This window comes from Microbacterium sp. Z6_144 (assembly GCF_057197625.1).
The window spans coordinates 627,543-641,009 of record NZ_JBXVPT010000001.1 but is presented as its reverse complement, the minus strand read 5'-3'; the positions used below and the strand labels follow the sequence as shown (position 1 = coordinate 641,009).

14 protein-coding genes are annotated in these 13,467 nt (G+C 66.6%); 8 read left to right on the top strand and 6 right to left on the bottom strand.

The genetic code is table 11. From position 1 onward, the window contains the following. The first annotated feature begins 68 nt into the window (after window positions 1–68). Window positions 69–1,307, top strand: a complete 1,239-nt coding sequence (locus AC2DGY_RS03130; RefSeq protein WP_484508243.1) for an MFS transporter — start codon at window positions 69–71, stop codon at window positions 1,305–1,307. Window positions 1,308–1,325: 18 nt separating this feature from the next. Here the strand turns inward: AC2DGY_RS03130 and AC2DGY_RS03125 are convergent, their stop codons facing one another. From AC2DGY_RS03125 to AC2DGY_RS03115, 3 genes are read right to left on the bottom strand one after another with little or no spacing between them, the layout of a single operon-like run. Beyond that, the gene (locus tag AC2DGY_RS03125; protein WP_484508242.1) at window positions 1,326–2,324 is read right to left on the bottom strand and encodes a nucleoside hydrolase; all 999 of its coding nucleotides are present in this window, start codon (window positions 2,322–2,324) and stop codon (window positions 1,326–1,328) included. Continuing rightward, complete coding sequence (locus AC2DGY_RS03120) at window positions 2,321–3,376, bottom strand: LacI family DNA-binding transcriptional regulator (protein ID WP_484508241.1); 1,056 nt, start codon at window positions 3,374–3,376, stop codon at window positions 2,321–2,323. Before AC2DGY_RS03120 ends, AC2DGY_RS03125 begins: the two co-directional genes overlap by 4 nt. Then, complete coding sequence (locus AC2DGY_RS03115; RefSeq protein ID WP_484508240.1) at window positions 3,373–4,773, bottom strand: MFS transporter; 1,401 nt, start codon at window positions 4,771–4,773, stop codon at window positions 3,373–3,375. Before AC2DGY_RS03115 ends, AC2DGY_RS03120 begins: the two co-directional genes overlap by 4 nt. A gap of 195 nt (window positions 4,774–4,968) precedes the next feature. On the opposite strand from AC2DGY_RS03115, the gene AC2DGY_RS03110 reads away from it, so the two are divergent. Then, window positions 4,969–5,637, top strand: coding sequence for an HAD family hydrolase (locus tag AC2DGY_RS03110; RefSeq protein WP_484508239.1), 669 nt, complete (start codon window positions 4,969–4,971; stop codon window positions 5,635–5,637). Between the two features lie 173 nt (window positions 5,638–5,810). Continuing rightward, entirely contained in the window at window positions 5,811–6,590 is a 780-nt protein-coding gene (locus AC2DGY_RS03105) for an SDR family oxidoreductase (protein WP_484508238.1), read from the top strand. 66 nt (window positions 6,591–6,656) lie between these two features. Here AC2DGY_RS03105 and AC2DGY_RS03100 read toward each other — a convergent pair whose 3' ends face one another. Together AC2DGY_RS03100 and AC2DGY_RS03095 are read right to left on the bottom strand one after the other, a co-directional pair. Further along, window positions 6,657–7,022: a DUF2255 family protein gene (locus AC2DGY_RS03100; protein ID WP_484508237.1), complete on the bottom strand. Its 366-nt coding sequence runs from the start codon at window positions 7,020–7,022 to the stop codon at window positions 6,657–6,659. A 103-nt stretch (window positions 7,023–7,125) separates the two neighbouring features. Continuing rightward, the gene (locus tag AC2DGY_RS03095; RefSeq protein ID WP_484508236.1) at window positions 7,126–8,013 is read right to left on the bottom strand and encodes a helix-turn-helix transcriptional regulator; all 888 of its coding nucleotides are present in this window, start codon (window positions 8,011–8,013) and stop codon (window positions 7,126–7,128) included. 141 nt (window positions 8,014–8,154) lie between these two features. Between AC2DGY_RS03095 and AC2DGY_RS03090 the strand changes: the two genes are divergently transcribed. Next, window positions 8,155–9,042, top strand: coding sequence for an aldo/keto reductase (locus AC2DGY_RS03090; RefSeq protein WP_484508235.1), 888 nt, complete (start codon window positions 8,155–8,157; stop codon window positions 9,040–9,042). A 68-nt stretch (window positions 9,043–9,110) separates the two neighbouring features. Here AC2DGY_RS03090 and AC2DGY_RS03085 read toward each other — a convergent pair whose 3' ends face one another. Then, window positions 9,111–9,833: a helix-turn-helix domain-containing protein gene (locus AC2DGY_RS03085; RefSeq protein WP_484508234.1), complete on the bottom strand. Its 723-nt coding sequence runs from the start codon at window positions 9,831–9,833 to the stop codon at window positions 9,111–9,113. A 304-nt stretch (window positions 9,834–10,137) separates the two neighbouring features. Here AC2DGY_RS03085 and AC2DGY_RS03080 point away from each other — a divergent pair, with 304 nt between their 5' ends. From AC2DGY_RS03080 to AC2DGY_RS03065, 4 genes are read left to right on the top strand one after another with little or no spacing between them, the layout of a single operon-like run. Then, the gene (locus AC2DGY_RS03080) at window positions 10,138–10,500 is read left to right on the top strand and encodes a hypothetical protein (protein WP_484508233.1); all 363 of its coding nucleotides are present in this window, start codon (window positions 10,138–10,140) and stop codon (window positions 10,498–10,500) included. A 1-nt stretch (window position 10,501) separates the two neighbouring features. Next, entirely contained in the window at window positions 10,502–10,816 is a 315-nt protein-coding gene (locus AC2DGY_RS03075; protein ID WP_484508232.1) for a hypothetical protein, read from the top strand. Next, complete coding sequence (locus AC2DGY_RS03070; protein ID WP_484508231.1) at window positions 10,813–11,757, top strand: hypothetical protein; 945 nt, start codon at window positions 10,813–10,815, stop codon at window positions 11,755–11,757. The genes AC2DGY_RS03075 and AC2DGY_RS03070 overlap by 4 nt, the downstream gene beginning before the upstream one ends. 9 nt (window positions 11,758–11,766) lie before the next feature. Then, window positions 11,767–13,401, top strand: coding sequence for a S8 family serine peptidase (locus tag AC2DGY_RS03065; protein ID WP_484508230.1), 1,635 nt, complete (start codon window positions 11,767–11,769; stop codon window positions 13,399–13,401). Window positions 13,402–13,467 lie beyond the last annotated feature (66 nt).

Below are 13,467 nucleotides of genomic sequence, written 5' to 3'. Positions count from 1 at the left end.
CCTCATCTGTGCGGGTTGTGCACTAGTGTACGACTAATGGTCAACTCGCCGACGAGGAGTTAGCCCGCATGCGGGGACGAGGCTTTGCCGCCCTGTGGTCATCGCAGGCTTCGACGAATACCGCGGACGGGATTCTCGCCGCCGCGGCGCCGCTGCTCGTGGCATCCATCACTCGAGACCCCCTTCTGGTCGCCGGGATGACTGTGGCTCAGTTCCTGCCGTGGCTGCTGTTCACGCTGCCTGCCGGTGCACTCACGGATCAGATCGACCGGCGGAAGATCATGGTGGCCGGCAATCTGCTCCGAGCATCGGGGTTCGCTCTGCTCGTCGCGGCGATCACTCTCGGCTGGGAAAGTGTGTGGCTGGTGTACGGCGCGGTGTTCATCGCGGGAACGGCCGAGACGCTCGTGGACAATGCCGCGCTCACGATCCCCCCGCGCATCGTGCCGAGGAGGATGCTCGAACGCGCCAACGGGCGCCTCTTCGCCACGCAGTCCGTGGTCAATACCTTCGTCGGCCCACCCGTCGGGTCCTTCCTCGTGGCGATCGCGGCGAGCCTCGCGTTCTTCACGAGCGCCGGCCTCTTCGCCCTGGGCGCGGCAGCGGCGCTGTTGCTGCCGAGACTCCCTCCGCAGGACGACGAAGCCCCGCGACCGGCGAAGACCCCTAGGGCCGGCTTCGGCGATATCAGGGCCGGCTGGGGGCACTTCTGGGACAACCATCTGCTGCGTCGCGTGGCATTCATGTCTGCCGCGATCAATTTCTTCGGCACCGCCACCGGGGCTCTGCTCGTCCTCATCGCCACGGGCCACCTCGGGATTCCCGTGTCCCTGTACGGTGTTTTCCTCGCCATTCCCGCGATCGGGGCTGTCATCGGATCGTTGGTGGCGGAAAAAGTCATCCCTCGCATCGGTGGTGGGCCCGTCATCTGGCTCGCCGCTCTCCTTCCCGCAGCCAGCTACATCGTCATGGGAGCGAGTGACAACGTGATCCTCGCGGTGACCGCCATGTTCGTGGCCGCACTGGCGACGGCCTGCAACCAGATCGTCGTATCGACGCTGCGACAGGCATCGGTGCCCGATGCGGTCCTCGGAAGGGTCACCGCCTCCTACCGACTCATCGTCCTCGGGGTCGTCCCGTTCGGGGGACTTGCCGGTGGCCTCCTCGGATCGATGTACAGCGTCCCGACAGCGTTCCTCATCGCGGGCTTCGGACTCGCCATCACCGCCTGTGTCCTCGCTCCCGGCATCACCTCGTCCGCGCTCCGCCGAGCCGAATCCCCCGGCCCGACTCGCACGGCGAGGTAGCCGATCGCCCCCACGCGGTCAGGACGTGATCGCCGAGTGCGCGTGGAAGGTGTCGACGATGAGATGGAGCAAACGGTCGTTGTCGACCTCTTCGATGACGTCGATGGATGGCGGCTCCCCCATGAAGCTGCCCTGTTCTGGCAGGGTTCCGGAATCCAGCCGGGCGGTCCGTCCGCGGGTGGGGCCCGGCGCGAGTTCGACGGTCACCCCGCAGGCGCGGGACTGGACGAGCGACGGATCGAGCAGGAGAGCAACGGCAACGACGTCGTGAATCCACATTCCGCCGATGCGCCGCGTCTGGGCGGAATAGCTCACCCATGGCCGCATCCCCGGCGTGAGCGCCCTCGTCAGCCGGTTGTCGATCTCCTCCAGGCGACCCAGGTCAGCGAGAGTCAGAAGCGTCTGGGTTGTCACATCCATCGGGAGAAGGGTGACGTTGGCGCCGCTCGCCATCACGATGGCCGCTGCTTCGGGGTCGAAGCCGAAGTTGGTGTCGACAAGATATCCATCGACGTCGAAGACGCCGCCCATCACGACGATGCGGCCGACATCGCGGGCAAAGCCCGGGTGCAACCGCAGAGCGAGGGCCACGTTGGTGAGAGGGCCGATCGCCACGATCGTGATCGCACCCGGGTTCTCCTGGACGAGCGCGCCCAACACCTCCGCCGCGGGGAGCGAGGGGATGTCGTGAGGCGCCCGAGACCGGGGCGTGCCGGCCCACCACTGCTCCACCGACGGGTCGGATGCCGCACGATCGAGCTGGGTCCGCCAACGATCGGGGTCTTCTACCAGCGCCCGGTCTGCCCCGAGGAAGATGGGGATCTCCACACCGAAATCCTCCAGCAGTGTCTGGGCGGCGGCGAACCCGACGTGGTTCGGGGTATTGCCGGCGACGATCGTGACCGCGGTGAGATCCAGCCGCTCGGCCGCGGCGACCGCCAGCCCGAGGGCGAGCCCGTCGTCGACGTTGGCGCCGGGGACTCCGTTGCCGGGGTCGCAGTCGATGACCACTCTCATGACACCGCACCGCCTCGGTCGAGGGCAGCGGCGGCCGTGATGCCCCGCGGATAGTCGCATCCGCACGAGCGTCGAGGGACCAGACGGAAGTCGCACACCACCGTCTGCCGCACGTCGGCGTTGCGGTCCCCGAGCAGGCGAACCGCGTGCGCGGCCACCTGCTCGACCGGTTGCTCGATGGTGGACAGGGCTGGAATGGCGTACTCGGCGTTCGTGGTGCCGTTGAAGCAGATCACTGCGATGTCGTCGGGCACGGCGGCTCCCAGCTCGGCCGCCGCCGCGAGGAACCCGAGGGCCTGCTGCTCGTTGGACAGGAACACGGCCTCCGGCACGTTCGGCTCCTGCAAGAGCTGCCTGCCCGCGACGTACCCGCCGCGACGCGTGTACTCCGCCTCGAGGACGCGCTCCCCGCCCTCACCGCCGCCTGATCGACTCACCGCATCCCGCCAGCCGGCCAGACGATCGCGGGAGTTCTGCTGATGGAGGGGGCCCGCGATCACCGCGAGCGATCGGTACCCGTGATCGAGAAGGTGTTGGGTCGCGGCCAGCGAAGCGGCGCGCTCGTCGATCCGCACATACCCGACACCCGGGATCGATTCGGGCTCGTCGAGGATCACCACGGGAATCCTGGTCGTCGCCTCCTCGAGCCAGGGGTGCGTGCGGTCGACGCCGTAGAACAACAATCCGTCTATCTGATGCTGCAGGAAGGTGCTCACCAACTCCGCCTCCCGCCACTTGTCATCGGCCGAGTCTCCGAGCAGGAGGCTGAACCCCCGCCGGTAGGCCTCATCTTCGATGGCGTGAGCGAGCGAGGCGATGAAGGGGTTGGCGATGTTGGGGACGATCAATCCGAAGGTGCGCGTGGATCCCGAAGCCAGGGCGCGGGCAATGCCGTCCGGGCGGTACCCGGTGGCCTCGATGGCATCGAGCACACGCTGCCTTGTCGCGGCGGCCACCGGACGCGGCCCGTTGTTGACGACATAGCTGACCACGGCGACGGATGTTCCCGCGGCTCGCGCCACATCGGTGCGGGTGACTTTTCCTCTACTCACGCACTCCTCGTCTCGACCGTTTGCGCCGCCGGCTCTGGGTCGGTCGCGTCTTGGACGAGGTTCAGATCGCGGCCGCGCGTCTCCGGTGCAACGAAAGTCGTAAACAGGCCGATCCCCGCCATCACCGCCCAGTACAACGCTAGCGGCCACCACGCACCGAACGCGGCCAGGAGACCGGATGCGACGGCCGGTGCGGTGCCGCCGGAGAGGATGGAACCGAACTCCTTCGCCAGAGCCATCTTGGTGAAGCGGTTCTTGGCGCCGAAGAGCTCGGCACCGTAGGCCGCCTGGACGCCGAAGATTCCGAGCGACGCGACGCACATGCCGACGATGATGATCGCCATGACCACGCCCGGCTCGCGGGACTCCAGCAGGGCGAAGGCCGGGAACGCGTACGCCACGAGCAGGACGCAGAACCAGCGGTAGGTGATGCGACGGCCGAAGCGATCGGAGAGCAACCCGGACAGCGGAATCACCGCGAACCCGATCAATGAGGCGATGAGGACGGCCGTCGTGGGCACTGAACGGTCGATCATCAGCACGTTCGCGACGTAACCCACGAGGAAACCCTGGGCCATGTACGACGGCCCGTTCTCCCCGATCCGCAGGCCCACCATGATGAAGAAAGCGCGGTTGCGGCGCCAGAACGACCCGGTCTTCCCGGCCCGGATGCTGCCGGTGCGCGTCTGGATGTACTCGCGCTGCTGCGCGAAGACCGGGGTCTCCTTCATAGTCCGACGAAGGATGAGCGCGAACACCGCGATGACGATGCTCGCCAGGAACGGCACCCGCCAGCCCCAGGAGTAGAGGTCCTCCTCCGGCAGCTGGACGACGAGCAGCCACGCTGCCGAGGCGATCAGCGTGCCGCTGTTCGACCCGAGGGCGACGATGGACGCGACCAGTCCGCGACGCTTGGCCGGCGCGAACTCCGTAAGGATGATGGCGGCTCCCGACAGCTCTGCACCGGCGCCGAAGCCCTGCGCGATACGCAGCAGGAGAAGGAGCAGCGGCGCGAGGAACCCGACCTGCTCGTAGGTGGGGAGGAGACCGATGAGGGTCGTTGCGCCCCCCATGAGGGCGATCGTGGCGACCAGCACGATCTTCCGGCCGCGGCGATCGCCCAACCGCCCGAAGAACCATGCGCCGACAGGTCGGGCGAGGAACCCCACAGCGTAGGTCGAGAACCCGGCGAGCATCGCGACCGCCGGGGATGAGTTGGGGAAGAACAAGGTGTTGAACACCAAAGCGGTCGCAAGACCGTAAAGCGCGAAGTCGACGTACTCCATCGTGGTGCCCAGCCACGAAGACAGCGTGGCGTTGCGGAAGTTCTTCCGTCCCTCGCGGGATTGAAGCTCGGCGTCCGCGGCGAGGACGTCGGAGGACTGAGTGGGTTCCACGGGGTTCTTCCCTTCGGTCGAGCATCGCTGCTCGATCGGGCCAGGCGCTTCAGCGCGTCGGGTACACAGTGAGGGTGGGATCTACCCGCGTAGATTCGGTGCCAGAATCTACGCGGGTAGACCACCGCCGACGATATCCCGCAGCCGCGACGGGCCGCAATTCCCGCCTCCGCAGCTGGGAGACTCGGTGCTGTGATGTCGATCAGCCACGCGTCCTTCGATGCCGTGTGCTGGGACTGGAACGGCACTCTCCTCAATGACGTGGCTGTTGCTCAGGCGGCGATGAACAGGGTTCTCCGGGACCGCCAGCTGCCGGTCATCCCTGACGAGGACGCGTACCGACGAGTCTTCGGATTCCCCATCACCGGCTTCTACTCACGGTTAGGCATCGACGAGGGCATCTTTGCGGAAGCCGCCGACCAGTACCTCGAGTTGTTCGCCCGAGCAGTAGGGCAAGCTTCGCTTCAGCCTGAGGCGGGGGCGACGCTGGCCGCCATCGGAGCTCTGGGCGTGGAACAGGTTCTGATCTCTGCGACCCCTGAGGACGTTCTCCAACGGCAGCTGGCACCGCACGGGGTAGATGCACACTTCTCGCGCATCCTGGGCATCACGGATGTGTACATCCCCTCCAAGGCGCACGTGGTGGAGTCATGGTTGGAAAGCTCCGGCCGTGACCCACGGCGCGTGCTGATGGTCGGCGACACCAACCACGACGAGGAGATCGCTGAGCTTCTCCACGTGCCCTTTCTCCGGTTCGACAGAGGGCATCAACATCCACCGGACCACGGCCGGCATCCCATCGTCGATGACCTCCGCGACGTGGTGGGTTATCTGCGCCGAGCACATTCGAGCGAGTTCTCCTAGAGCACCGGCGCCGGGTTCGGCGCACACGCGGCGTCGTCCAGGATGCGCCGCATCGGCGCTCGCGCTTCGGCGCATGATCGCGCCCGAGATAAAACTAACCAGTCGGTAGACAGCAGCGAGGTGGCGCGCTAGTTTAACTACCAACCAGTTGGTTTCTATCGAAAGGCGAGTACATGAAGACCGTTCTTATTACCGGCGCGGGTAGCGGCTTCGGCCGGCTGTCGGCATTCGATCTTTCCCGTCTCGGGTACCGGGTGATCGCGGGCATGCAGATCTGGCCGCAGGCGACGCAGCTGCGTCAGGAGATCGCGGCGGCCGGCCTGGAGAACATCGAGGTCATCAAGCTCGACCTGTTCGACGAGGTCGATGTCGCGCACGCGCTCCGCTATGACGTCGACGTGCTCTTCAATAACGCCGCTGTGGCTCACATCGGAACACTGACGGACCTGCCCATGTCACTCCTTCGGGCGAACTTCGAGTCGGACGTGTTCGCTCCGATGGAGTTGACGAAGCGCTTCATTCGCCAGATGGCCGGGCGCGGCAGCGGCAAGATCGTGTTCAACTCCTCCATTGCCGGCCTGCAGGCTCAGCCCTTCGGCGGTGCGTACAGCGCGACCAAGTACGCGATCGAGGCGATCGCCGCCACGTTGCGGGAGGAGCTGAAGCCCCTCGGCATCGCCGTGGCGACGGTGCAGCCCGGACCCTTCCAAACCGGTTTCAACGACACCGCGATCGAGGCGTCGTCCTACTGGTATGACCCGGAGACGGCGATCCTCCCGGGTTGGGAGCAGCCGACGTTCACCTACCCCGGGCAGGGCGACCCGCAGGAAATGGTCGACGTGATCGTCAAGGTCATCACCGGTGAGATCTCCAGCTACCGCAACGTGTTTCCGTCGTCGACGGAGCGCCAGGCCCGGGAAGCGCAAGCCGCCGAGTGGGACCTCACCGTTTAGTGTGAACGCGCCCTGGCCCCGTCCCCTCGACTCGGCTGGATCGAGAGGGCGGGGCTGCCCGCTGACCTAGCGTGGGTCGACTCGCATAGTGGTTTGCTTCGCAAGGGGGTCGATGATCGCGCGGGTGTTCGGCCCGTTGCCGTACTTGGCCGTATAGGCGGCGTCGACCGCGGCATCCTGTGTCGAGTCCAGGGTGTAGGTCACCGGCCGGGTCTCGCCGTCCCAGCTGAGGAATCCCTCGAAGTACTGAGCAACACCCCGGTACCACTGGCCCTCCGGGCCTTTGAGCGATCGCAGATAGAGCTTGTCGTCGACAACGACGCCCCAGACGGTCACGAGCGTGCGTGGAGAACCGTCTGCGTGGCGTCCGGCGACATGGACCTCGCCAGAAGTCTCCAGTTCGCGGAGTTCTTCACTCGTCCATCCGCTCATCGGTCCCCCGCTCTCTGCCGCGATCCTGCCGGCGTCTTCGTCGTCATTGATGTGTGTCCGATGGTATTTTTTGGCAACAACCGCGTCTACTGTGAGGCTGCGCCTATCGTTCTGCAGGCGCGTTCCGGGTCTCCGAGGCCGCAGGCGGGAGCGTGGTGGCTGCCCAGCTCGCAAGAACACGCAGCGCATCGGCAGAGGGCGAGCCGGGTTCAGCCGTGTAGGTGGACAACGCCAGGCCAGGGTCAGCGGGCAACTCGAACGCCTCGTAGGTGAGCTCGAGGTCGCCCACCACCGGATGCCGGAGGCGTTTCACGCCGCTGCGGTGGTAGCGGACGTTGTGCGCTGCCCACAACGTGCGGAACCGCTCCGACCGGGTGGACAGCTCACCGACGAGATCGGTAAGTCGTTTGTCGTACGGGTTGCGGCCGGCTTCGCCGCGCAGCGCGGCGACGAGCTCGTGGGTGTTCCTCTCCCAATCGACGAAGAAGTCGGGGGCGGCAGGGTTCAAGAATGCGAAGCGGGCGCCGTTGGGTGCGGGTTCGGCGAAGACGGGTGCGTACAGGGCGCGGCCGAGCTGGTTGGTGGCGACGTAGTCGAAGTAGTTGTTGCGGATCATCGCCGGTGCATCGGTGATCGCATCCAGGAGGCGCTGAATGCTCGGCCGTAGCCCGTCGACCCGCTTGCGCGGCTTCCTCGACCCGGGCGAGGCGTTGGCGGTGCGGGCGAGGTCGAACAGATGCGCCGTCTCTGCGTCGTCGAGTTGCAGCGCGCGGGCGAGGGAATCCAGGACGCTGTCGGATGCGCCGGAGAGATCGCCCCGCTCGAGGCGGGTGTAGTAGTCGACGCTGACACCGGAGAGCAACGCGACTTCTTCACGGCGAAGGCCCGGGACGCGGCGGTTGCCGCCGTAGGCGGGGAGCCCTGCCTGGTCGGGGGTGATGCGGTCTCTGCGCGTGGAGAGGAACTCGCGCACTTCACTGCGGTGGTCCATGACTGAGACCGTACGCTCCGATCGCCGACGGAGGGAGGGTCTGTCAGTACCGGGGACACCGGTCACTGCCGAGCAGGGAGACGCGGGGGTTGAGTTGACCCATCACCCAGGCGACAGCCTCCTCACCGGAAGAAGGAACTCATGCTCGATCTGACCCTCAACAACGGCGTCACCCTCCCCACCATCGGGCTCGGCGTGTTCCAGAGCGCGCCCGAGGAGACCGCCGCCGCCGTCGACACCGCCCTGCGCGTGGGGTACCGGCACATCGACACCGCCGCCGCCTACGGCAACGAACGTCAGGTCGGCGAAGGCCTGCAGCGCTCGGGTGTCGACCGCGACGACGTGTTCCTCGAGACGAAGGTGTGGATCACCGATTACGGCTACGACAAGACTCTCCGCGCCTTCGATACGGCCGCCGGCAAGCTCGGGGTCGACACCATCGATCTGCTGATCCTGCACCAGCCCACCCCCACCCGGTTCGACACCACCGTTGCCGCGTACAAGGCGCTGGAGACTCTTCTCGCCGAGGGGAAGGTCCGCGCGATCGGCGTCAGCAACTTCACTGCCAACCACCTCGAACGCCTCCTGCAGGAAACGGACGTCGTGCCCGCGGTGAACCAGGTGGAGTTGCACCCCTACTTCGCCCAGCCCGACCTGCAGCGCGCGCACGCCGCGCACGGCATTCTCACCCAGGCGTGGTCACCGATCGGCGGGATCACGTTCTACCCCGGACCGTGGGGTGGCGAGACCCGCAACGTCATGCAGGACGCCACGATCGCCGACATCGCCCGGGGGCACGGGAAGAGTCCGGCACAGGTCATGCTGCGCTGGGGGATCCAGGAGGGCCGGTCGGTGATCCCGAAATCCACAAACCCGACCCGTATCGCCGAGAACTTCGACGTCTTCGACTTCGAGCTCACCGGCGAGGAGATCGCGCGCATCGACGCCCTCGACACGGGCGTCCGCGGCGGCCCGGACGCCGACCAGTCCAGCGAGCAGTACTTCGCGCTCGAGATCCCCAAGGGGTGATCAATGGCGCACGTCGGATGACGCGCACTTGTCGTCACCGCCGATGCTGTCGCGGGCCGGTTGCGCAGCTAAGGATTGTCGGAGGATGCGAGGGCCGAAGGGCGGGAATCACCGAGCCGCTGAAGGGTAAGCGTGGGCGACAGCCCGCCGAGAGAGTGGAACTCGTGAACGAGATGCATCTGATCGAAGTACCCCGCATCGGTGGCGATGGCGATCCACGATCGACCGGGCGTTCTGACCCGCGCGTCCAGGGCGCGCTGGAAGCGGGCTACCCGGGCGAACCGTTTCGGGGTGATTCCCATCTCGCGAACGAAGGCCCTCTCCAACTGCCGGAGACTGACGTGCAGGTGCGAAGCGACGTCGCTTATCCCCGTTTGACCGCCTTGACGTGCCAGCAGTTTGGCGGCGGCCGTGGTCGCCGTATCCTCCGGATCGTGCTCCAGGTGCTGGGAGAGATACGCCTCGGCGGCGCGCACCCTCTCACGGAAGTCGGCTGCTTCGGCCAGCGCATCCCACAGCTCCGAAACGGGTGGACCGAAGACATCGTCAGCGTCGAAGTGCGTCTCCATCACCTCAGCGACCGGTATCCGAAAGAGCGACCACGGCGCAGTGGGTTGAAGGAAGATGGCGAACGAGTCGACGTGACCCTCGAACCGCAGGCCCGTGCCAGCGTAAGTGTGGGGGCCGACGAGGCTGCGCCGGCGGGCGGTTTCCCATCCTCCGCCGCGCGACCTCACGGTAGGGAGAGCACCGAAGTCGAACTGGATAACGCTCTCCAGGTAGGCCGGCATCGGTTGCTCTTCGTACGCACCCTCAGCGGTGCGCTGGGCGAACGCCCGCACGTACCGGCGGAGCGCGGGCGAGGCAGACGCCGACTGCACGGTACGCACAATGTGTTCCCCTTTTCCGCCGGCACCCTGACGTGTCGCTTTCTTACTAGGCGAGATCCGTGGCGCACTCCGAGGATGAGTGTGGATCAAGCCTGACAGAGTGCCCTGTTCTGTGCACGGGGAAATCGACCGAGCACTCACGCGGTCACCTGCGGGCCGAGCAACTGTGGAGACGAGGGTTCCCGTGCGTTTCATTGGCTATTACATGAAGTGGTTGAGCCCGGGGGCCTCCTCCTCGACCACGCTGTGGACGCCGGTCAATAAGCCGGGGGTCAACGTGTGGACCACGATCGCGCTTTCCCGCCTGGACTTCCCCGACACTCACCCCGCGCCGAATTGGGAAGGGGCGGCGGGCGCGCATGCCGGGATCTGGGGCTGGGAGCAGTATGGACCAGACGGCAGCGTACAGCGGTACACGGCCGTCGACGGGCGCGAGGGCGATGCCCCTGGCTTGACCGAGCGGAACTCGTTCTTCATCAGCAATTGCTGCCGAGTGTGTTACATGCTCACAGCCGACCACGCGAACGCCGTCGCGCAGATCACTTTCATCGTCGACCCTCCCGTGTGACATGGATGACACGGAGCACGTGTGGGTTGCGGCCGATTCCTCATCGGGTCGCATTCTGCTGGTCGAGCACTTCGCCGGCGATCCAGGGGGGATCGAAGATTCGCGGCACACCGCATCCCACCTCTCCGGGCTCACCGCGGATCAAATCATTATCGTCGCAGCGTCCAGCCAGGACGTCCGGCCGGGGCGCAGATATCGCGTCGACCCGGCCAGCGCCGCGGTCGTCGAAGACCCCGACGGCCAGGACGCGGTCGGATTCGAGACGCACTCCTCCTACCCGGCGGACCCGCCGATCAGCTCTCGGGGCATCTCGTGACCGCGTCCGAGGACGGGCCCATCCCGATCGACGGGAGTTCCCGTACGGCGGCGATCGCACAGTGGGCGGCGATGTCGGGCGGCACGCTGGTGGATGCCGTCGACGTCGGGGGGCGACGCGAGCTCGCCTTCGCGCCGCGCCAATTGCTCGTTGACAGCCACAATCCCGACGTCATCGCCGAGTTCGCGGCTCGCTACGGTGCGGAGGTTGTGGAAGAGGCCCCGCTGCCGCCGCCGCCTGAGGGGATGGCGCCGCGTGACGGCCTGGACATGAGTGAACGCCCGCGGCTCACTGCGCTGCGGTTCCGCGAGCTGCCCGACGTGTCGGAGCGGGGTGCGCACATCGTGCGCGAGAGGCTGGGCGCGCGCGCGACACTGACATCCCGCGACGCAGCGAAGCTGTTGTCCTTGGCGGCAGAGTCACTCGAGGACGGTCTCCCGGTCGAACTGGACGTCGTCGGTTCGCCGGTTGCGTTGCCGCTGACATCCGCCACCGACAGCAACCCGGAGGCGACCTTCAGCATCCCAGCCTTGCGAGGCCGGGCACGGGTCACGGCCGCGTGGCAGCTCGTCGAGGCGTTTCGCGCGGTGAAGCGGGTGAAGCCGCTCGTGACGGTCGGGGTGCTCGACACCGGTTTCTGGCTCGCCGGCCGCACCCCTCTGGTCGCCGTCAATCAGTCCGGGTCCGATCTCGGCGCGGCGGTCATGCAACTGAACCTGCTCGATGAGCGCGTGGGCGCTGGAGGAGCCAGCGGCAGTAAGTGCGGCGACGCCTACAGCTGTCCGTGGCACGGCAATCAAATGGCCGGAATCGCCACGGCGAAGCCGAACAATTTCCTCGGAACCGCGGGCACGGGCGGGACGGTCGCGGTGCCGGTTCTGTTCAAGAAAGCCATCACGAAGTCCCAGACCTACCGCTGCCTCGCAGTCTGCCTGGCCTGAGGGGTCGACGTGCTCAACATCTCCTGGGAGATGAGCGGCGGCAACTTCCTGTGGGGCGACGGTAGTTGGGTTGACAGCTTCCGATTTGCCACGAGCAACGGATTGATCGTCGTGTGCGCCGCCGGCAATGACAACGAGAACGTTCCGGACGAATCCGCCATCCGCCCCGCGACGAGGACACCCGGCACCATCACTGTGGGCGCCTCGAACCCTGACGGTGATGCCTGGCAGATGTCGAACCACGGCTCGTCGGTCGACATCTGGGCGCCGGGCGTGCGGATCAACACCATCCCGGACGGCGACTCCCCGACCGGAGCGGTCGTCGACGGGACCTCGGCGGCCTCCCCTTTCGTCGCCGGCGTCGTTGCCATGATGCGCGCCGTCAACCCGTCCATCGATTCCGAGTCCGCCAAGCAGATCCTTCGACGGACCGCATGGGCGGGGCCTCCCGGGAGTCGGGCAGATCGTCGTCTCGACGCCTACGCGGCAGTGTTGGAAGCGATGGGAGGGCGCCTCCCCGAAGATCTCACCGAGCCCAACCAGACGGCCGCCTCGGCCCGGCGGATGCAGCCCAGGGGTGGCCCGGGCCAGCTGGGAACGATCGGGAAACCGCTCGCTGTACTGTCGGGTGCCGGTGACGCGGACTGGCACAGCTTCACCGTGAGCGAGTTTTCGACCGTAGATATTCAGGCTGCCTATTACCCGCTCCTAGGATCCATCTCCTTGACGATGCTGGCCGACGACCCCGACAGCCGTGCCACCGACGAGTTGGTCGTTGCCAATCGGCCGGGCGTCCGACGGTTGTATGGCACCGTTGCCCCGGGCGGCTATCGCCTGCGGGTGGGCGGCGGCGTCAACATGTACGAGCTCACGGTCACACTCCAAGGGACTCCGCTGCCGCGGGACGAGATGGAGTTCAACGACAGCTTTGAAACCGCGACTCGCTTCTCCATCGCTAGGGCATCAGAGGTGGATGTCGCGGCCGGTCCCACGTACTTCGAGCGTCGTGCCGGATCCTATGACCTCACCATCGACCATCCGGCCGACCATGACTTCTTCCGTATCGCTACCGGCGCAGGTGGTTTCTCCCGCCCGCTGGTCCGCGTCGGCGCGACCGATGCCCCGGTCGACGTCATTCTCTACAACGCCGGGCGAACGGAATTCGCTCGCGCATCGGGCATCCGCCACACCGAGATGCTCCTCCCGACGTCGACCGTGACCTACGTGGAGATCACGTCCAACAGTCCGACGCGGTACCGCCTCACGGCGCGCGAGGAGGTCGATCAGCGGAAGGTTCCGGGACCGTTCCAGGAGGAGGTGGTCTTCCGCATGCCCGACCCGGGCGACCCGCCCTTCCGGCTCGACGAACGCATCAACTACCTGCTTTTCACTGTTGATGAGCTAACCGCACGCGCTCCGGGCATCCGGTTGGCGTCGGTCGAGGGCGTGCCCCTGACCGCAGAAGTCCTCGATTCGGCCGGCCAGGTGGTCTCCCGCGCCTTCCAGAGTATGGATGGGGCTCGTGAGGCGATGGTCCTCGATACTTCGGGGCTTCTGCCTGGGACCTATGTGGTGCGCCTCGGCGCCCTCGAGGCTTCGGGCATCGAGGCTTCCGGCCTTCATGTGGAGGCGGTCATCGGATGATGCCTCCTCCCATATGCCAGAGAGCCTCGTAGCGATCCGCGCGCCCCACTGGCGACCCGGCGATGC